Origin of the sequence: Streptomyces auratus, from assembly GCF_050433025.1 — a bacterium.
Taxonomy (GTDB): domain Bacteria; phylum Actinomycetota; class Actinomycetes; order Streptomycetales; family Streptomycetaceae; genus Streptomyces; species Streptomyces sioyaensis.
Map to the genome: position 1 here is coordinate 2020271 of NZ_JBNGCB010000001.1, position 19912 is coordinate 2040182.

The 19912-nt window shown below is 72.4% G+C and carries 15 protein-coding genes; 5 read left to right on the top strand and 10 right to left on the bottom strand.

Going from position 1 to position 19912, the window contains the following annotated elements:
• Positions 1 to 330 precede the first annotated feature (330 nt).
• Complete coding sequence (locus tag BKA18_RS08640) at positions 331 to 1923, top strand: UvrD-helicase domain-containing protein (RefSeq protein WP_366046190.1); 1593 nt, start codon at positions 331 to 333, stop codon at positions 1921 to 1923.
• A 46-nt stretch (positions 1924 to 1969) separates the two neighbouring features.
• Entirely contained in the window at positions 1970 to 2284 is a 315-nt protein-coding gene (locus tag BKA18_RS08645; protein WP_366046191.1) for a DUF6343 family protein, read from the top strand.
• 309 nt (positions 2285 to 2593) lie between these two features.
• Here BKA18_RS08645 and BKA18_RS08650 read toward each other — a convergent pair whose 3' ends face one another.
• From BKA18_RS08650 to rpsA, 5 genes are all read right to left on the bottom strand, one after another.
• Positions 2594 to 3007 (bottom strand): tetratricopeptide repeat protein, encoded by a 414-nt coding sequence (locus tag BKA18_RS08650; RefSeq protein WP_366046192.1) that lies wholly within the window; start codon positions 3005 to 3007, stop codon positions 2594 to 2596.
• A 386-nt stretch (positions 3008 to 3393) separates the two neighbouring features.
• Positions 3394 to 3855 carry a cupin domain-containing protein gene (locus tag BKA18_RS08655; protein ID WP_366046193.1) on the bottom strand — a complete coding sequence of 154 codons (462 nt, stop codon included), beginning with the start codon at positions 3853 to 3855 and terminating at the stop codon, positions 3394 to 3396.
• 23 nt (positions 3856 to 3878) lie between these two features.
• Positions 3879 to 4469: a dephospho-CoA kinase gene (gene coaE, locus BKA18_RS08660; RefSeq protein WP_366046194.1), complete on the bottom strand. Its 591-nt coding sequence runs from the start codon at positions 4467 to 4469 to the stop codon at positions 3879 to 3881.
• A 197-nt stretch (positions 4470 to 4666) separates the two neighbouring features.
• Positions 4667 to 5620, bottom strand: coding sequence for a PAC2 family protein (locus tag BKA18_RS08665; protein ID WP_366046195.1), 954 nt, complete (start codon positions 5618 to 5620; stop codon positions 4667 to 4669).
• Positions 5621 to 6148: 528 nt separating this feature from the next.
• Positions 6149 to 7669 (bottom strand): 30S ribosomal protein S1, encoded by a 1521-nt coding sequence (rpsA, locus tag BKA18_RS08670; protein WP_033271630.1) that lies wholly within the window; start codon positions 7667 to 7669, stop codon positions 6149 to 6151.
• Positions 7670 to 8047: 378 nt separating this feature from the next.
• Between rpsA and BKA18_RS08675 the strand changes: the two genes are divergently transcribed.
• Positions 8048 to 8887, top strand: coding sequence for a class I SAM-dependent methyltransferase (locus BKA18_RS08675; protein ID WP_366046196.1), 840 nt, complete (start codon positions 8048 to 8050; stop codon positions 8885 to 8887).
• A 100-nt stretch (positions 8888 to 8987) separates the two neighbouring features.
• On the top strand, positions 8988 to 11564 hold the full coding sequence (gene hrpB / locus BKA18_RS08680; RefSeq protein ID WP_366046197.1) for an ATP-dependent helicase HrpB: 2577 nt from the start codon (positions 8988 to 8990) through the stop codon (positions 11562 to 11564).
• Positions 11565 to 11591: 27 nt separating this feature from the next.
• Here the strand turns inward: hrpB and pgfA are convergent, their stop codons facing one another.
• The 3 genes from pgfA to BKA18_RS08695 all read right to left on the bottom strand — a co-directional run bounded on the left by pgfA (position 11592) and on the right by BKA18_RS08695 (position 14864).
• The gene (gene pgfA, locus BKA18_RS08685) at positions 11592 to 12605 is read right to left on the bottom strand and encodes a cell envelope lipid trafficking protein PgfA (RefSeq protein WP_366046269.1); all 1014 of its coding nucleotides are present in this window, start codon (positions 12603 to 12605) and stop codon (positions 11592 to 11594) included.
• A 108-nt stretch (positions 12606 to 12713) separates the two neighbouring features.
• The gene (locus tag BKA18_RS08690) at positions 12714 to 12848 is read right to left on the bottom strand and encodes an SPW_0924 family protein (protein ID WP_006606250.1); all 135 of its coding nucleotides are present in this window, start codon (positions 12846 to 12848) and stop codon (positions 12714 to 12716) included.
• 219 nt (positions 12849 to 13067) lie between these two features.
• Positions 13068 to 14864: a lytic transglycosylase domain-containing protein gene (locus tag BKA18_RS08695; protein ID WP_366046198.1), complete on the bottom strand. Its 1797-nt coding sequence runs from the start codon at positions 14862 to 14864 to the stop codon at positions 13068 to 13070.
• Between the two features lie 150 nt (positions 14865 to 15014).
• On the opposite strand from BKA18_RS08695, the gene BKA18_RS08700 reads away from it, so the two are divergent.
• Positions 15015 to 15968 (top strand): DUF4184 family protein, encoded by a 954-nt coding sequence (locus tag BKA18_RS08700; protein ID WP_366046199.1) that lies wholly within the window; start codon positions 15015 to 15017, stop codon positions 15966 to 15968.
• Between the two features lie 48 nt (positions 15969 to 16016).
• On the opposite strand, the gene BKA18_RS08705 is transcribed toward BKA18_RS08700, so the two are convergent.
• Positions 16017 to 16733, bottom strand: coding sequence for a rhomboid-like protein (locus BKA18_RS08705; protein ID WP_366046270.1), 717 nt, complete (start codon positions 16731 to 16733; stop codon positions 16017 to 16019).
• A gap of 184 nt (positions 16734 to 16917) precedes the next feature.
• Positions 16918 to 19656: a DNA polymerase I gene (gene polA, locus BKA18_RS08710; RefSeq protein WP_366046200.1), complete on the bottom strand. Its 2739-nt coding sequence runs from the start codon at positions 19654 to 19656 to the stop codon at positions 16918 to 16920.
• Between the last annotated feature and the right edge of the window lie 256 nt (positions 19657 to 19912).

Consider the following 19912-nt stretch of genomic DNA (forward strand, 5'->3'; position numbering starts at 1 on the left):
CGTCCCGGCCCTCCCCCCGCGCGCCTGGCGAGGGATCGCCGGACGCGCCCGAAGTCCAGCCGGCCTTCGACTTCGGCACCTGCTCGTCGACCGTGCCGGAGAAGGCGAACCTCCCGCCCGCTCCGGCCTCGGCCCGCCGCGGGCCGTGCCGTGATGACGAGGTAAGCAGACGGCACTGACAATGCGTCCTGCCCGCGCCTCGCGCATCGGCCGAGTTATCCACAGGCCGCACAAAGCCTCTCGCTCTCCGCCGGAAATCCGCTACGGTCAGTGACGAAATCACTCTCGGTGATCGACCGATGCCGTTGCCCGTGCCGGTGAGGAGCCCTCATGAACACCCTCGTGAACACCTCCACGAAGACCCCCACGAACGCCCCCACGCTCGAACAGTCCGCCGCGGCGGAAGCCTTTCCGACCGGCGCGCATCTGGTGATCCAGGCCGGCGCCGGGACAGGAAAGACCACCACCCTCGCCATGCTCGCCCACACCGCGCGGCGCCAGGGCCGTTCGGGCCGGTACATCGCCTTCAACAGAGCGGTCGCGCGCCACGCCGCCCGGTCAGTCCCCTCCGAGGTGTCCTGCGGAACCGCCCATGCCCTCGCCTACACCGCCCTGGGCAGGAGATTCCAGGCGCGCATGAACGCCCCACGGCAAGCGGGCTGGCGCACGGGCGCAGCCCTGGGCATCGACGACGGCATGACCGTGCGCATCGGAGCACACACAGTCACGCACAAGGCGCTCTCACATACGGTGCTGCGCACCGTCACCCGCTTCTGCCAGTCGGCCGACACGGAGGTGGCACCGCACCATGTCCCACCCCTGCGCGGGGCCGAGCCCGAACCGCTCCACGCACACCTCGCCGAACTCGTCCTGCCGTATGCGCGCAAGGCCTGGGCCGATCTGCAGCATCCGGACCACGGCGTCGTCCGCTTCGAGCACGACCACTACCTCAAGATGTGGGCGCTGAGCGAGCCCGTCATCCCTGCGGACTTCCTGCTCCTGGACGAGGCACAGGACACCAACCCCGTGGTGGAGCAGGTCTTCACGGCCCAGCGCGACCACGCTCAGCTGGTGATGGTCGGGGACTCCGCTCAAGCCATCTACGGCTGGCGCGGCGCGCGCGATGTCATGACCGGATTCGACGGGAGACAGCTCAGCCTCTCCCGCTCGTTCCGCTTCGGGCCGGCGCTCGCGGCCGAGGCCAACCGCTGGCTCACGATCGTCGGCGCACCGCTCCGGCTCACCGGTGCGCCCGACCGGGAGACGGAAGTGCGCACGGTCCGCGCGCCGGACGCGATTCTGTGCCGGACGAATGCGGGAGCGATGGTGGAGGTGATACAGCAGCTGGCAGCGGACCGCCGGGTCGCACTGGCCGGCGGCGGTGCGGCGCTCAGCGCTCTGGCCCGTGCGGCGCACGACCTCGACGCCGGGCACCGCACCGCACACCCCGAGCTGATGCTCTTCGAGACCTGGGGCGAACTGCGCGAGTACGCCGAGTTCGACCCGGCCGGACGGGATCTGCTGCCGCTCGTGGAACTGGTCGACGAGCACGGCACACCGGCCCTGCTGGGTGCACTCCAGCAGCTCTCACCCGAGGAATCCGCCGAGGTGACGGTGTCCACGGCCCACCGAGCCAAGGGGCGGGAGTGGGCGAGCGTCCGCATCGCGGACGACTTCACGGGCCCCGATGATCTCGACGAGCGCGGGGAGGACGGAGCCCCGCTCCCGGGTCCGATCGACATCGACGAGGCGCGTCTGGCCTACGTCGCGGTGACCCGCGCCCGCTCACTGCTCGACATCGGCGGGCTGTCCTGGATCAACGGCCACCCCGCCGGCGACCCGCCCCCCGCCGGCAGGAAACCCACGGAGCAAGCCGCGGGACGCATGGCGCAAGCGAGGAAAAGAGGTGCCGGGGAGAAGTGACTGTCCAGTCGATCGGGAGGATCCTGGAGGAGGGAGATGGGTGCCGATGCGTACGGGAAATGAGCCCCTTCACGCACGCAGCCCGCTGAAAATACGCTGTGGGCTGGCGCTGTGGGGGTTGCTGTGGGCGATCGCCGGAACCGTGGCCTTCATCAATGCCGGACGGCCGGAATGGGCAGCGGCATGTGCCGCCCTGGCCATGGTGGCGGCCACGGACCTGGCCATGGTGATCCGCCACATCCGTCAGGGACCGCACTACCAACCGGGCAAGGACATACCCCCCTACGCACCCGACCGGGGCCGGAACGACGCGTTCGGCATACGGAACGACGCCGGCCGGAGACGGAACACCGGACGGTAGAGGGGACGGAACACCGGGCAGGAGGTGCTGCGCGGCCGCACGGCGGCGGGCTGGCACAGGCGGGACAGACGGGCATGCACGGGAGGGAGGCGGTGTCCGGTCCCGGCTGCGGCTGCCGAGCCCTGAAATGCGCCCGTACGGAATCCAGGGGCAGGCATCCGAGGATCGGGGGAATGGGGGTACGCGTCTGGACGACGGCCGTGCGGCACGGGGTGAGACCGAAGATCACCGAAGATTGCGCGTGTGCCACTGGGCGGGCCGAACGTCCGGTGAGGGGCAGTGCGTTCGCCCTTAACCGTCTCGGTGCGGCTACTCCGTCTCACTGTCCGGATGGCCGGGGTCGTGTTCGCCGTTACCCGTCTCGCGTGCGAAGCGGGCCGCCTCGATGAACTCCGGGCGCGGCTCCAGAGCCGCCGCCAGCCGGAAGTGGCGCAGCGCCTCCTCGGAACGATCGGCGCGCTCCAGAGTGCGGCCGAGCGCGAAATGTGCGAAGGCGTTGTCCGGCTCGCGTTCCAGCACAATCTGGAACTCGAGTTCCGCGGGCCGCAATTGAGCGGCCAGGAAGAAGGCGCGGGCACGCAGCAGCCGGGCCGCGGTGTTCTCGGGGTGCGCGGTGATGACCGAGTCCAGCAGCTGGATCGCACCGCGCGGGTCGCGGGCCGCCAACAGCTGCTCCGCGGCGCGGAAGTCGATCACATGCGTCTCGGGGCTGCTTTCGGGCACGGCCTGCTCCTCTCCGTCGCCGTCGGGGCGTGCATCAGCTACGGACCGTACGGCGCTACCTGGGGCACAACAATCCCCCCGGCCGCGGCATTCCCCGGCGGGCGCCCCCTCAACCGGCCCAACCCACCGCACGCGAAGCCGTAACGATCCGGGGGGGGGAGGAGACCGGCTGAGGAGAAGTAGGCCGTAGGGAAGGAGGCAAGGGAGGAGCAAGGGAGGAGCAAGAGAGCGGGGGAGGGGGCGGGGGGCGGGGGCGGCCCCCCCGAGGAGAAGCCAGCCCAACATTCCACCCAGCCCCTCCCCCACCCACCCCCACACCATCAGCCCACCCAAGCCCCCCCGAGCCACTACGCCCCCACACCAACCCCCCGCCGAACCGCAGCCCCCTAAAGGCTGATGTGGTACGCCTTGCGCAACGTCTCGTGCACGGTCCACTGCGTACGGTCGCCCTCGCGCAGGACGCAGGCATCGCCGGGTCCCACTTCGAGCACCGGGCCGCCCTCGACCTCGATGGTGGCGCGCCCGCTGACGACCACGAACAGCTCGTTGGCCTCGGTGTCCGTGACCACTCCCGGCGTGATCTGCCAGATTCCCCGGATCTGCCGCCCGTCGGGGGACTCCCACAACACCTTGCCCGTCACCACGGGCTCGCCGGAGACGATCTGGGAGGGGTCCAGCGGTTCCGCCTCCAGCTCGTCGTCCGCGATGCCGGGGATATTGACCGCGAACGAGGCGGGGGCCGACCCGGCGGCGGAGCGGGACTCGGAAGCGGATCCCGCGCCGGGCTCCGTAGCGGAGGCGGCCGCGGTACCGGGCGTCTGGGCGTCAAGATCGGAAGCAGCAGTCATGGCGGCGAGGGTACCCTCCGCCCTCACGCGCTCCGCAGCCGCTCCCACACCGCACGTACCTGCGGTTCCAGCGCCTCCAGCGGTCCGTTGTTGTCGATCACGAGATCTGCGACCGCCAGCCGCTGTTCGCGCGTCGCCTGGGCCGCCATCCGGGACTTGGCCTCGTCCTCCGCCATCCCCCGCAGCCGTACCAGGCGGTCCAGCTGGGTCTGCGGTGCGGCGTCGACCACGACCACCAGGTCGTACAGCGGCGCCAGGCCGTTCTCGGTCAGCAGCGGGACGTCATGCACGACCACCGCGTCCGGGCCCGCCGCTGCTTCGAGTTCGGCCGATCGCGCGCCCACCAGCGGGTGCACGATCGCATTCAGCGCCTTCAGCTTCTCCGGGTCGGCAAAGACGATCCCGCCCAGCTTCGGCCGGTCCAGCGTGCCATCCGGCGCGAGCACACCGTTCCCGAACTCCTCGACCACGGCCGCCAGTCCGGGCGTACCCGGCTCGACGACCTCGCGGGCAATCTTGTCCGCGTCGACGATCACGGCGCCGTATGACGCCAGCAGTCGCGAGACCTCACTCTTGCCCGCGCCGATTCCGCCCGTCAGCCCCACCTTCACCATGGACCCACGCTATACGGTGCGCCCGGACGGCGGCAGCACAGGAGGTCCCGACCAGCTCGGCGCCGGCCAGTTCACGCACCGGCCGGTTCAGCCGCCCGCAGGTCCAAGCGCCAGCCGGGTTCAGACCCCGGCCGGTTCAACCGCCGACCGGTTCAAGCCCCCCGTTTCAAGCACCTCCGGTTCAAGCACCAACCGGTTCAAGCCCCGCCCGCCCCGCCGTCCCCCTCCCGCTCCGCCAGGAAGCGCTCGAACTCCCTGCCGATCTCATCGGCCGAGGGGAGTTCCACCGGCTCGGCCACCAGACTCGCCCGGCTTTCCGCCCCGGCCACCGCGTCATACTGATGCTCCAGCCCGCTGACCAGGGCCACCAGTTCCTCGTCGCCCTCCGAGATCTGCCGCTCGATCTCCTCCTGCGTGCGCAGTGCCTCCGTACGCAGCGCGTGTGCGGCGCCGGGCAGGACCAGCCCCGTGGCGGCCGTCACGGCCTCCAGAGCGGTCAGTGCGGCGTCCGGGTAGGCGGACCGGGCGATGTAGTGCGGTACATGCGCCGCCACGCCCAGCACATCGTGTCCGGCTTCCGCGAGCCGGAATTCGATCAGCGCCTCGGCGCTGCCGGGGACCTGTGCCTCGTCGAAGAAGGCGCTGTGACCGGGCATCAGGTCGGTGCGGTTGCCGTGCGGGGTGATGCCCACGGGGCGGGTGTGCGGGACGCCCATGGGGATGCCGTGGAAGTTGACCGAGAGGCGGACGCCCAGGCGCTCCACGATGTCCTTCACCGCGCCCGCGAAGCGCTCCCACTCCACGTCCGGTTCGGGCCCGGTCAGCAGCAGGAAGGGCGCGTCGGTGGTGTCCCGTACGAGCCGCAGCTCGATGCTCGGGGTCTCGTAGGCGGTCCACCGGCTGCGCTCGAAGGTGAGCAGCGGGCGGCGGGCCCGGTAGTCGACGAGGCGGTCGTGGTCGAAGCGGGCGACGACGTGGTTCGGCAGGCCGTCCAGCAGCCGCTCGACGATCTGGTCGCCGGTCTCGCCGGCGTCGATGTACCCGTCGAAGTGGTACAGCAGCACCAGGCCGGCGGAGTCCCTGGAGGCGATCGCCTCGACCTCCGCGAGCCCGCTCGGCTCCCATTCGTACAAACCCTGGGCATCCAACACAGTGACCGCTCCTTCTCGTTCTCATGGGCGGCAACGCATGAGGGGGCGTAAGCATTCCCGACGACCGGCCTGCGCCGCCCTGCGCCCTCGCAGAGGGTCAGTTCCGGCCCCGCCCCGGCCGGCCCACGCCATCGGGCACTCCGGCCCTCGCGCCCGCCCCTCCGACGTCGCCACCGCGCACCCCCACCCGACGCCACTCGCCGGCCCCTCACCTCACGCCTACCCCGTAGCCCCTCATCTCACATTTCGCATTCCACTTTTCGGCTGGTGAACTCCCCGTCGCAGAAGACGAATTCACCGCCCCTCCCCGCACTCCTGCATCGTGAGGCACAGCAGCCCCACCCCTCGGACTCCGCCCCCGCGACACCTCGGCACCGACATGCAGCGCTCGCCTTCCGGGAGCCAAGGGATGCGTACGCGCCCCCGTTCGCCCCGGCCCCCTCGCGCCCGCCTGCGGGTACGACGAAGGCCCGCTCCCTTTGAGGGGAACGGGCCTTCGTCTATCGGCTAGTGCCTATCGGCGAGAGCTCAGCTCTGGCCGCCGGCCAGCTTCTCGCGGAGCGCGGCGAGGGCCTCGTCCGACGCCAGGGCGCCGGAGTTGTCCGCCGACTCCGAGGAGTAGGAGCCGCCGCCACCGGCGTTGCCGCCGCCGGCCTGGCCGCCACCCTGCGCCGCCGGCGCCGCAGCGCCCTCGGCCGCAGCCTGCTCGTCGGCCTCGCGGGACTTGATGACCTGAGCCTGGTGCTGCTCGAAGCGCTGCTGCGCCTCGGCGTACTGGTTCTCCCACGCCTCGCGCTGGGTCTCGTAGCCCTCGAGCCAGTCGTTGGTCTCGGGGTCGAAGCCCTCGGGGTAGATGTAGTTGCCCTGGTCGTCGTAAGACGCGGCCATGCCGTACAGGGTCGGGTCGAACTCGACCGCCGACGGGTCGGCACCGAAGGACTCGTTGGCCTGCTTCAGCGAGAGGCTGATGCGACGGCGCTCGAGGTCGATGTCGATGACCTTGACGAAGATCTCGTCGTTGACCTGGACAACCTGCTCCGGGATCTCGACGTGGCGCTCGGCCAGCTCGGAGATGTGGACCAGGCCCTCGATGCCCTCGTCGACGCGCACGAACGCACCGAAGGGAACGAGCTTGGTGACCTTACCCGGGACGACCTGACCGATCTGGTGGGTCCGGGCGAACTGCTGCCACGGGTCTTCCTGGGTCGCCTTGAGCGACAGGGACACGCGCTCGCGGTCCATGTCGACGTCCAGGACCTCGACCGTGACCTCCTGGCCGACCTCGACGACCTCGGAGGGGTGGTCGATGTGCTTCCAGGACAGCTCGGAGACGTGGACGAGACCGTCGACGCCGCCCAGGTCCACGAAGGCACCGAAGTTGACGATGGAGGAGACGACGCCGGAGCGCACCTGACCCTTCTGGAGGGTGGTGAGGAAGGTCTGGCGGACCTCGCTCTGGGTCTGCTCCAGCCAGGCACGGCGGGACAGGACCACGTTGTTGCGGTTCTTGTCCAGCTCGATGATCTTGGCCTCGAGCTCCTTGCCCACGTAGGGCTGAAGGTCGCGGACGCGGCGCATCTCGACCAGGGAGGCCGGGAGGAAGCCACGGAGGCCGATATCGAGGATGAGACCACCCTTGACGACCTCGATGACGGTACCGGTGACGATGCCGTCTTCTTCCTTGATCTTCTCGATGGTGCCCCAGGCGCGCTCGTACTGGGCGCGCTTCTTCGAGAGGATCAGGCGGCCTTCCTTGTCCTCCTTCTGGAGGACCAGGGCCTCGATCTCGTCACCGACGGCGACGACCTCATTGGGGTCGACGTCGTGCTTGATCGAGAGCTCGCGGCTCGGGATGACGCCTTCGGTCTTGTAACCGATGTCGAGCAGGACCTCGTCCCGGTCGACCTTCACGATGACGCCGTCGACGATGTCGCCGTCGTTGAAGTACTTGATCGTCTCGTCGATCGCGGCGAGGAAGGCTTCCTCGTTACCGATGTCGTTGACCGCAACCTGCGGGGTGGTGGCGGTGGTCTCGGTGCTGCTCGTCATGTGGGAAAGGGCTCCGGTACGGACATTGAAGTCGTAGGTACTGCTACGCCGAGAGCCCGTATCGCCTCTGCATAAGCCGGACAGTGTCAAGGGCGCACCTTCGGGAGAACCGCAGATGCCGGAGCATCCGGAGCGACCCGAATCGCCTCAAAACCGAGGGGACATACATACAGATGCGAGCGCGGCCTGCTCCGTCTGAGGCGCGCAAGCCCGCAGCGCAACTTGTAGCATACGGGGGCAGCCGGACCCGGTCAATGCGCGAACGCGCACACCCGGGGCAGAACGCCCCATAACCGGCACACGCGATGTTCCGCGAGGTCGAACGGCCTCACAGTCCCTGCAGCAACAAGCAGAGCGAACACTACGACGACGGGCGCCATGAACCAAGAGCACGAGCCGGAGGCGACCCGCCGTGACGCCTCGGACACCGAGAGCAGCCGGGCCAGCCGGGGCTGGTGGGACAGCAACGCGGACGAGTACCAGAGCGAGCACGGGGCGTTCCTGGGGGACGACCGCTTCATCTGGGGGCCGGAGGGGCTGGACGAGGCGGAGGCCGCGCTGCTCGGGCCGGCCGCCGAGCTGAAGGGGCGGCGGATCCTGGAGATCGGGGCCGGCGCGGCGCAGTGTTCCCGCTGGCTGGCGGCGCAGGGCGCGCTCCCGGTGGCACTGGACCTCTCCCACCGGCAGTTGCAGCATGCGCTGCGGATCGCCGACGGGGCGGCGGACGACACCACGGAGCTGGTGGAGGCGGACGCCGGGGCGCTGCCGTTCCGCGACGGCAGTTTCGACCTCGCCTGTTCTGCTTACGGGGCGCTGCCGTTCGTCGCGGATCCGGTGCGGGTGCTGCGTGAGGTGCGCCGGGTGCTGCGGCCGGGCGGGCGGTTCGTCTTCTCCGTGTCCCACCCCATCCGCTGGGCCTTCCCCGACGAGCCGGGGCCCGAGGGGCTCTCGGTGGGGGCGTCGTACTTCGATCGCACGCCGTACGTCGAACAGGACGAGTCCGGGCGGGCGGTGTACGTGGAGCACCACCGGACGCTGGGCGACCGGGTGCGGGACGTGGTGGCCGCGGGGTTCCGGCTGGAGGATCTCGTCGAGCCGGAATGGCCGGAATGGAACACCCAGGAGTGGGGCGGCTGGTCCCCGCTGCGGGGGCATCTGATCCCGGGGACGGCGATCTTCGTGTGCACGGCGGCTGCCGAGGCCCCGGTACACAGCTGACGGACGTGGGTCCCCAACGGACGGAGGGGGCTGTGCGGTGCCGCCGGGGGCCGGAGGGCGTGCCGGCCGGTGGATGGTGGCGGGGCGGCAGACTGGGGGCGTGATCCGTCGTGACGCCCTCGCCCAGTTGCCCGTCCGTACTGCATTGCCCGCGCTCCGTGCCGCCCTCGACGGGTCCGGTGCCGCGGTGCTGTGCGCGCCGCCGGGTACCGGCAAGACGACGCTGGTGCCGCTGGATCTCGCGGGTCTGACGGGCGCGGGTCCGGTGCGGCGGGTGCTGGTCGCCGAGCCGCGCCGGATCGCGGCCCGGGCGGCCGCGCGGCGGATGGCCTGGCTGCTGGGCGAGAAGGCCGGTGAGCGGGTGGGGTTCACGGTGCGCGGGGAGCGCCGGGCCGGGGCCCGTACGGTCGTCGAGGTGGTGACCACCGGGGTGCTGCTGCAGCGGCTGCAGCGCGATCCGGAGCTGGCCGGGGTGGATGTGGTGGTCCTCGACGAGTGTCATGAGCGGCATCTCGACGCCGACACCTCCGCGGCGTTCCTGCTGGACGTGCGGGAGACCCTGCGGCCCGAGCTGGGGCTGGTGGCGGCGTCGGCCACTACGGACGCCGAGGGATGGGCGCGGTTGCTGGGCGGCTCCGCGGGGGCGGCGCCGGTGGTCGAGGCGGCGGGCGTGTCGCACCCCGTGGAGGTGGTGTGGGCGCCGCCGCAGCGGCCGGTGCAGCCGGCGCACGGGATGCGGGTCGATCCGGCGCTGCTGGGGCATGTGGCGGCGGTGGTGCGGCGGGCGCTGCAGGAGCAGACGGGCGATGTGCTGTGTTTCCTGCCCGGTGTCGGGGAGATCGGGCGGGTCGCCGGGCAGCTGGCCGGGGTGGACGCCGAGGTGTTGCAGGTGCACGGGCGGGCGCCGGCCGAGGTGCAGGATGCCGTACTGGCGGGCGGGGACGGCGTGCGCCGGGTGGTGCTGGCGACGTCGGTGGCGGAGTCCAGCCTGACGGTGCCGGGGGTGCGGGTGGTGGTGGACAGCGGGCTGGCGCGGGTGCCGCGGACGGATCATGCGCGCGGGCTCAGTGCGCTGGCGACCGTACGGGCCTCCAGGGCGGCGGCCCGTCAGCGGGCCGGCCGGGCGGGGCGTGAGGCGCCGGGTGTGGTCTACCGCTGCTGGGCACAGGGCGAGGACGGGCGGCTGCCGGCGTTCCCCGATCCGGAGATCAAGGTGGCCGATCTGACGGCGTTCGCGTTGCAGGCGGCGTGCTGGGGCGATCCGGCGGCCCGTGGTCTCGCGCTGCTCGACGCGCCGCCGGCCGGTGCGCTGGCCGCGGCCCGGGAGGTGCTGACGGCGGTCGGTGCGGTGGACGCGGAGGGCCGGGCGACCGACCGGGGGGTGCGGATGGCGCGGCTCGGGCTGCATCCGCGGCTGGCGCGGGCCCTGCTGGACGGGGCGCCCGAGGTGGGCCTGCGGCGTGCCGCGGAGGTGGTCGCCCTGCTGAGCGAGGAGCCGCCGCGGGCGTACGGGGACGATCTGGCGGCCGCGTGGCGCAGCGTGCGCCGGGGCGGCGATGCGTATGCGGCGCGGTGGCGGCAGGAGGTCCGGCGGCTGGCGTCGGCGGCCGGGGAGCCGCGGGCCGGGGCGGGCGGCGGGGACGGGGCCGCGGTGGGTGCTGCCGGCGGCCGTGGCGACGATGCCGTCGCCGGGCTCATTGCGGCGCTGGCGTTCCCGGAGCGGGTGGCCCGGGCCCGCGGGGGCGGGAGTTTTCTCATGGCGTCCGGGACGGGAGCCGAATTGGCGGGGGCGGGTCCGGGGACGCGGTCCGGTGACGGGTCGGGGCTGCGGGATGCGGAGTGGCTGGCGGTCGCGGTGGCGGACCGGCCGGTGGCGGCGGTGTCGGCGCGGATCCGGCTGGCGGCGGTGATCGATGAGGGGACGGCGGGTGCGGCGGCGCGGGCGCTGTACTCCTCGGGCGAGGAGGTGGGGTGGTCGGGCGGCGATGTGGTGGCCAGGAGGGTGACCCGGCTGGGGGCGATCGAGCTGGTGTCCCGGCCGCTGGCCTCGCCCGACGCGGGGCTGTTGCGGGACGCGGTGGTGGCGGGCCTGCGGCGGGAGGGGCTCGGGCTGCTGCGGTGGCCGGCCGCCGCGGTGTCCTTGCGGCAGCGGATGGCGTTCCTGCACCGGGAGTGGGGGGCGCCGTGGCCGGATGTGTCGGACGAGGCGCTGCTGGCGCGCGTCGAGGAGTGGCTGGGTGGGGAGCTCGCCCGGGCACGGCGCCGGGCCGATCTGGAGCGGATCGACGCGGGGCAGGCGCTGGCCCGGCTGCTGCCGTGGGCGACCGGGGAGGCGGCGCGCTTCGACGAGCTGGCGCCGGAGCGCATCGAGGTGCCGAGCGGTTCGCGGGTGCGGGTGGATTACGGCGGTGAGCAGCCCGTGCTGGCCGTGAAGCTGCAGGAGGTGTTCGGCTGGCAGGAGTCGCCGCGCGTGTCGGGTGTGCCCCTGCTCATCCATCTGCTGTCCCCCGCCGGACGCCCGGCCGCGGTCACCGCCGACCTCGCGTCCTTCTGGAAGGGCGGATACCGGTCCGTACGCGCGGAGTTGCGCGGCCGCTACCCCAAGCACCCCTGGCCGGAGGATCCTTCGACGGCCGCGCCGACGCGGCACACGACGGCACGGCTCAAGCGGGGCTGAGCCGGAGGGGGCAGGGGCGCTGCGGCGTCACAGGGGACGTGACGGGTCGCCGCCGACAGCGCCGCCGCCGGGCGCGGGCCGGCCGGCGCGGGCGGTGCGGGGCCGGCGGCTGCGGGCTTCGAGGTGCAGGCTCAGGGCGAGCAGGGCGGCGCCGAGGGCCAGGAATCCCCAGGGGAGGTAGCGGGTGAGCAGCAGCACGAGGGTGCGCTGCGATCTCACCAGGGACACGGTGGCGTCGACGTAGTCGGCGCGCATCTTCACATGGCCGGCGAACGCGGTGACCGTGCGCCCGCCGGGCAGCAGATCGCCGCCGCGCAGCTCCTCCTTGTGGATCTCCTGGCCGTTGACCGGCGCTCCGGTGACCGGCTCCACCCAGAACATCCGCTGGGTGGTGTACCAGCGGGTGGTGCCCATCTTCGCGACGGCCTGCGGGGTGACGCCCTTGACCGGCATCTTCTTGGGGAGTGCGACCTTGGTCCAGGGAATGGTCTGCTCGAAGTAGTAGACCTCCAGGCCGCGGAAGGTGCGGGTCCCCTTGTAGTGGATGGGGGCGGAGGTGCGGGTCTGGGCGTCGAAGTAGGCGTAGTCGCGCTTCTCGGTGAGGAACGGCCACTTGTATTCGATGCCCTCGCGGCGGACCGGGTCGCCGTCGACCGACTCGCCGGTGGCGTGCACGGGTTCTTGGGAGTGCGCGTCGAAGAGGTAGCGCTCGGGGACCTGGGAGACCATCTTTCCGTCGGGGCCGGCGACGTAGGACAGCGCGTCCCAGACGACGACATCGCGGCCGGCGGACTGCTCGATCCGGTCGGATGCGGCGACGTTGCCCTTGAGGGTCTGCACGATGGTGACCCGGGGGACCTGCTCGGCCTTCATCGTCCCGTAGTTGAGGAGGGTGGCGGGCTTCGCTTCCAGGACCATGTCCTGGTACTGGCCGGGCGGGATCTTGGCGAGCCGGGGGAAGGCGTACCACCGCATCAGCGGGGACAGTGCGGTGAAGAAGACGGCGAGGGCCAGCAGCACCAGGCTCGCCGGGCGGCGCATGCCGCGGGCCGCTCGTCGCCGGCCGGGGGCGGCGGTGGCGGCCTCGACCGGGGGCGCGGGGGGTGTGGCGCGGGTGGGGTCGGTGCGGCGCATGGCGGCGTCCCTCCCTCAGGGGTGCGCGGGCACGGTGGTCAGCAGCGGCTTGGGCGAGGTCGTGCCGCCGGGGGCGCCGACCGCCGTGAGGGTGAGGACGAGGGTGAGCGCCGCGGCCAGTCCGACCGCGGCTGCTGTCAGGGCGCGCATGGCGGGCCTCCCCATGAGCTGATGCAGCGTCAGGCGGGGGCACCGTAGCAACGGGCGCGCGAGATGAGAACACGTGACACCGCCGTCCTGCCCGGAACGGCGGGCGGGACGGCGGCGACGGGGGCGCGGTCACCGGGCCGGCGCCGAACCGGCCGGGGCGGCCCGCCTGTTGGGGCGGTGCGCCACGGCCGTGGCACTTCGGTCCGGGTGGGCGCGCGGTCAGGAACCGGCCGGGGCGACCTTCAGCTTGACGGTGAGCACGGCGCCGTCGGCGGTGGTCAGCCGCAGCAGGAACGTCCCCGGGTGGGTGTCCGTGTAGATCTTCGGGAGCTTCAGCAGGCCATGGGCGTCGGTGGTGAGGCCGGTGCGGGTGCGGACCGGGGCGTCCTGGTCGTCGCCGGTGGCCTCGGGGTCCTTGAAGTAGGGGCCCTTGTCGTTCTCCACGGGGTGGTCCGGGTCGTCGGTGACCATGGTGGCGGTGACCGGCACCCCCGCCGCGAGCTTGCCCCGGTAGGTCGCCTTGATCTCGACCGCGTCCTCCGCGAAGGGCTGGCCGGCGGTCGCCGTCAGCTCCTTGTCCGAGGTACGGGCGAGCTTGTCGGCCTTCGGGGCCGGCCTGGCCTCGACGGTGGCGCCGAAGTCGACGGCGGGCGCGCTGCGGCCCACGGCCGTGGCGCGGACGGTGAAGGCGCCGGGCCGGTCGCCGGCGCGCAGGGCGGGGGCGGTGGCCAGGCCGGCCTTGTCCGTGGTGACGGTGACGGCGGTCCGGTTGCCGGGGAAGCGGGCGCCGCCGGAGGCGGGGAGGGTGAAGCGGACGGGGGCGCCGGCGACCGGCTTGCCCGCGGCGTCCTCGGCGCGCACCTTCGGCGAGGCGGTGAACTCGCTGCCGGCGGTGGCGGTCAGGTCCTTGTCGCCGACCCGGGCGAGGGCGGTGAGGCGGGGTTGGGCGGGCGGCTTGGGGGTGGGCTTGTGGGTGGGGGTGCCGCCGCCCGGGGCGGGGTCGGTGCCGTCCGGCTTGCGGGGGTGGTGTGGTCCCTTGCCGGGCTTGCCTGGCTTGCCGGTGCCGGATCCGCCGGGCGCTCGGCTGTGGTCCGGCGCGCCGGCGGGGCCGCGGCCGGCCGGCTCACGGGCGCCGGTCCGGGCGTCGCGGTCGTCGTCGGCCGTCCGGGGCTCCCGTCGGTGCTCCGGCAGGACGCCCCTGCCGTCCGGGATCTCGTGGGTGCCGTGGCGGTAGAAGGCGTACCAGGACAGCACGGTGCGCAGATAGTCCTCGGAGTTGTTGTAGCCGAGGATCGCGTGGTCCAGATCGTTCTGGTCCGACAGGTCACGGCCGCCGGCGCAGAGATAGTGGCCCGCGGCGAGTGCCGCGTCGAAGACGTTGTCGGGGTCCTTCTTGCCGTCGCCGTTGCCGTCGGCGCCCCAGCCGGTGTGGTCGGGGCCGCCCTGCGACCAGGTGGAGGGGATGAACTGCATCGGGCCCACGGCACGGTCGTGGGTGAGGTCGCCGTCGTAGCGGCCGCCGTCGGTGTCGGCGATCCGCGCGAAGCCGTGGCCGTTGAGCTGCGGTCCGAGTATGGGCTGGAGGGTGGTCCCCTCGGCGTCGACCGCTCCGCCGCGCGCCTGGCCGGATTCGACCTTGCCGATCCCGGCGAGCAGTTGCCAGGGCAGCCGGCAGCCCGGGTCGGATCCGTCGATGGCCGACTCGGCCTTCTTGTACGCGGCCAGGACGGTGGCGGGGAGACCGGCCTCGGTGGGGCCGGCGGCGCTGCCGGAGTGGTGGCCGGTGCCGTGCGAACCGCGGGGCGGTACCGGGCTGTTGAGGGGCGGCAGGTCGGTGTAGTACGTCGTACCGCCGTCGATGGGGGTATCGGCGGGGGGCGGGGGCGGCTGCTTTCTGGCGGCCGCCGCCTCGGTGGCGCCCGGCGCCTGAGAGGCCGTCAGAGCGGCGAGCACCAGGGCCGCCACGGCCGTCGAGGCCGCCCCCCTTTGGAGCCGCCGTCGGAATGTGGCTGCCATGCGTGGTCCCCTCCGCGTTGCCGTACCGCGCTCCTGACGCGGTATCGCGCTCCCCCGGCGCTCCAACTCAGGCGAGACTACGACAACTCGGGCCCGGCATCTACCACCCCATCACACACATAATGATCTGAATCGATCAAGGGGAGATGCATGCCGTTCACACTCAGCCATGCCGCCGCCGTACTCCCGGCCATCCGGCGGACCGGTACGGCCCGCGGTCCGCTGGTCGCCTCGGCGCTCGTGGCAGGGTCGTTCGCACCTGATATGACGTATTACGCGGACACCCTGGTTCCGGGCGGCATGGCCTTCGGCGACGTGACCCACTCGCTGCCCGGGGTGCTGACCGTGGATGTGCTGGTCACCGTGGCGCTCGTCGCCGGCTGGCTGCTGGTGCGCGAGCCGTTGACCGCCTTGTTGCCCCGGGCGAAGCAGGGCCCGGCCCACAGCTTCCTGCGCGGCCGGCCCTGGCGGCCCCGCGGGCCTCGTGAACTCGCCGCCCTGGGGGGCTGGTTCCTGGTCTCGGCGATACTCGGGGCGGCGACGCATGTGATCTGGGACTCCTTCACCCACCCGGGCCGCTGGGGCACCCGGCTGGTTCCCGGTCTGGACCAGGTGGTGGGCGGAATGCCGGTCTGCAAGTACGTGCAGTACGGCACCTCGGCGCTCGCGCTGGCGGCGATGGGCGCGTTCGTGTGGCCGGTTCTCCGGGGCGGGGCGGCGGCACCGCGGCGGCCGGGGCGTCCGCACCGGCCGGCGGTCCCGGCGCTGGGCGTACGGCTTCGGCTGCTGCTGACCGCCCCGCTCGCGCTGTGCGTGGCGGCTGGCGCCGTGCACCGTGTTCTGCAGGCGCGCGCCATGAACGGTCCTGCGGCGGGCGCGCTCAACTACCTCCCGTCCGCGCTCTTCGGCGCCGGGGCCGGCCTCATCCTCGGACTCCCGCTCTACGCGGTGGCCGTACGGCTGCTGCACCACCGCACACTCCGCATCCGGGCGGCCGACGCCACGGGCCGGCCACCGAGGCCCGCGGTGCGGAACACGCCCCGGGCGGCGTCGCGGTCGGGTGCCGGGGCCGCCTCACCGGACGCCTCGTCCAGCACCGAGTGACGGCGCCCGAGCGGCCTGCTCGCGCCCGCGCCGCCGCACCCCGTCGGGCTACTCGACGAGCGCCGGGCCGGGGTCGGACACGGGGCCGGCCTCGGGCACCGGGGCGGGGGCGGTGCGCCGGGCAGCCCGCAGCAGAATGGCGCCGCAGACGAACCCGACGGCGGCCGCCAGCAGATGTCCGATGGTGGTGAAGTCGGGCAGCACCCCGCTCCAGTCGCCGCCGAGCACCGGCCAGGCGACGACCCCGGCCGCCGCGAGCCAGCGCGTCCGGCGCAGCAGGAGCGCCCCCACCGCGAGCACCGTCTCGGCCCCGTAGCTGATGCCGAAGTCGGGGGCGTGCCGGATACTGTCCGGGTACCAGCCGTGGGCGAGGGCCACCTGGATCACCGGCACGGTGAGCAGCGTCGCCGCGAGATGCCCCAGGAGGAAGATGCCGTAGGCGCGCCCCGGCCCGTACCGCCGTTCCAGCCGGGCCAGGCACACGGTGACGCCGAGGCCGAGCGTGATCAGCGTGCCGGCGAAGGCCTCCGAGGTGATCTCGGTCAGCGTGCCGTCGAAGAACAGCAGGCTGCCCGCCAGCACCCGGACCGGATGGTCATGAAGATTGTCCAGATGGGTACTGACGCCGAGCACCACCCGCTGGGCCTGCGCGGTGGACAGCACCGCGGTGCACCACAGATGAGTCGCCAGCAGCAGTACGAGATAGCCGACGGTGACCGGGCTACGGGAGACATAGGTGCCCAGGGCGCGGGCCGCACGACGCATCACGGGGTGATCAAAACACAGCGCTTTCGAGCGGAACACGCTCCATGACGCATCGGGCGACGACCGGTTTCAAGCCACCGGCGGGCGCGCCCGAACCCGGTAGCAATTCGCTGCGGTGCGGGTCGGGTTGGGTGGTGCGGCGGGTGGCGGCACGGGGCGTCCGGGCCGCCACCCGCTTCCCGGCTCAGTGGGCCGCCGACTCCCAGTCCTTGCCGAAGCCGACCGAGACGTCCAGCGGGGCGCTCAGTTCGACCGCGTCGGCCATCTCCCGGCGGAGCAGTTCCTCGACCTTCTTGCGCTCGCCCGGCGCGACCTCGACCACGATTTCGTCGTGTACCTGGAGCAGCATCCGCGACTCCAGCTTCGCGGCCCGCAGTGCCGCGTCGACCCGCAGCATGGCGATCTTGACGATATCGGCGGCGGTGCCCTGGATCGGGGCGTTCAGCGCCATCCGCTCGGCCATCTCGCGGCGCTGGCGGTTGTCGCTGTTGAGGTCGGGGAGGTAGCGGCGGCGGCCGAGCATCGTCTCGGTGTAGCCGGTGGCGCGGGCCTCCTCCACGGCGCGCCGCAGATAGTCGCGCACCCCGCCGAACCGCTCGAAGTAGTTGTCCATCAGCTTGCGGGCCTCATCGGGCTGGATGCCCAGCTGCTGGGAGAGCCCGAAGGCGGACAGGCCGTACGCCAGGCCGTAGGACATCGCCTTGATCTTGCGGCGCATCTCCGCGTCGACCTCGTGGGTGGCGACCGAGAAGACATGGGAGGCGACCGTGGTGTGCAGGTCCTCTCCGGAGGTGAACGCCTCGATCAGGCCCTCGTCCTCGGAGAGATGGGCCATCACCCGCAGCTCGATCTGGCTGTAGTCGGCCGTCAGCAGCGACTCGAAACCCTCACCGACGATGAAACCGCGGCGGATCGCCCGGCCCTCGTCCGTCCGCACCGGGATGTTCTGCAGGTTGGGGTCCGTGGAGGACAGCCGGCCGGTGGCGGCCACGGTCTGATTGAAGGTGGTGTGGATCCGGCCGTCGGCGCCGATGGTCTTGATCAGACCCTCGACGGTGGTGCGCAGCTTGGCCTGCTCACGGTGCCTGAGCATGATCACCGGGAGTTCGTTCTCGGTCTGCGCCGCCAGCCAGGCCAGGGCGTCGGCGTCGGTGGTGTAGCCCGTCTTGGTCTTCTTGGTCTTGGGCAGGCCCAGCTCGCCGAAGAGGACCTCCTGCAGCTGCTTGGGCGAGCCCAGGTTGAACTCGTGGCCGGCGGCGGCATGCGCCTCCTTGACGGCCTGCTGCACCGCGCCCGCGAACTGCTGCTCCATGCGCTCCAGCCAGCCCCGGTCCGCGGCGATGCCGGCCCGCTCCATCCGGGCCAGCAGCACGCTGGTCGGCAGCTCCACCTCGCGCAGCAGCTCGGCCGCGCCGACCTCCGCCAGCTTCGCCTCGAACGCCGTACCCAGGTCGAGGACCGTGCGGGCCTGTCCCATCAGGGCGTCCGCCTCGGCCTGCTCGTCCGCGCCGAAGGCCAGCTGGCCGTCACTGGCCGCCGCGGGGGCGAGATCGCGGCCCAGGTACTCGATGGACAGGGCGTCCAGGGCGAAGGAGCGGCGGCCCGGCTTGACCAGATAGGCGGCCAGCGCGGTGTCCATGGTGACGCCGTCGATGCGCCAGCCGTGCTCGCCGAAGACCCGCATCAGGCCCTTGGCGTTGTGCATCACCTTGGGGCGGGCGGCATCCGCGCTCCACGCGGCGAAGGCCTGCTCGTCGGCCGCGTCGAGCTGGGCGGGGTCGAACCAGGCGGCCGGTCCGCCGGGGGCGGCGAGCGCGACCTCGGCGACGCTGCCGCTGCCGAGGGTCCAGACGTCGACCGTGGCCACGCCGAGCGGCCCCGTGCCGTGTTCGGCCAGCCACGGAGCGAGGTCACCGGCGCCGATGAGCGTGCCGTCCACCTCGACGCCGGGCGCCGGGGCGGCCTCCTCGGCGGCCTCGGCGGCGCCCGGGTCGACGGCGTGCAGCCGGTCGCGCAGGCCCTGGTTGCGGATCTCCAGCGCGTTGAAGAAGACCGAGAGCGCCTCGCGGTCGTACGCCTCGCGGGTCAGCTCCGCCGGGCCGCACGGCAGCTCGACATCGCGCACCATCTCGGTGAGCCGGCGGTTGAGCTTCACCGCGTCCAGGTGCTCGCGGAGGTTGACGCCCGCCTTGCCCTTGACCTCGTCGGCCCGCTCGGCCAACTCCGCGAACGAACCGAACTGGTTGATCCACTTCGTGGCGGTCTTCTCCCCGACGCCCGGGATGCCGGGGAGGTTGTCGGACGGGTCGCCGCGCAGCGCCGCGAAATCGGGGTACTGGGCGGGGGTCAGGCCGTACTTCTCGAAGACCTTCTCCGGGGTGAAGCGGGTCAGCTCCGAGACGCCCTTGGTCGGGTAGAGCACCGTGACGTCGTCGGAGACCAGTTGGAAGGAGTCGCGGTCGCCCGTGACGATCGAGACCTCGAAGCCCTGGGCCGTGGCCTGCTCGGTGAGCGTGGCGATGACGTCGTCGGCCTCGAAGCCCTCGACCGCGAAGCGCTTGACCCGCATCGCGTCGAGCATCTCGCCGATCAGCTCGACCTGCCCCTTGAACTCGTCGGGCGTCTTGGAGCGGTTCGCCTTGTACTCCGCGAACTCCTCGGACCGCCAGGTCTTGCGCGAGACGTCGAAGGCCACCGCGAAATGCGTGGGCGCCTCGTCGCGCAGGGTGTTCGCGAGCATCGACGCGAAGCCGTAGATCGCATTGGTCGGTTGTCCGGTGACGGTCGTGAAATTCTCCACGGGCAGGGCGAAGAACGCCCGGTATGCCATGGAATGCCCGTCCATCAGGAGCAGGCGGGGACGGCCGCCCGCCGCCGCCGGGGTGCCGGTCGCTTCGCTCTTCTTCGCTGCCTTTGCTGCCACGCCCCCGATCCTGCCACGCCCCACTGACAATCCCCGCCGCGACGGCTCCCGGCCTCTTGCCGCGACGACTCCCGGCCTCTTGCCACAACCGCTCCCGAGACCGGCCGGGCCACCCCGCCACCGCCGCACACCGCCCCCGACCTCCCCGTACGCCGCCGGCCCCGCTTGCCACCCCCTGCACCCCGCCACGCGTCCGTGACAGGATCGAATGCGTACGGCAAGCGAATGCGTACGGCAACGGTCCGCCGCACCCGGC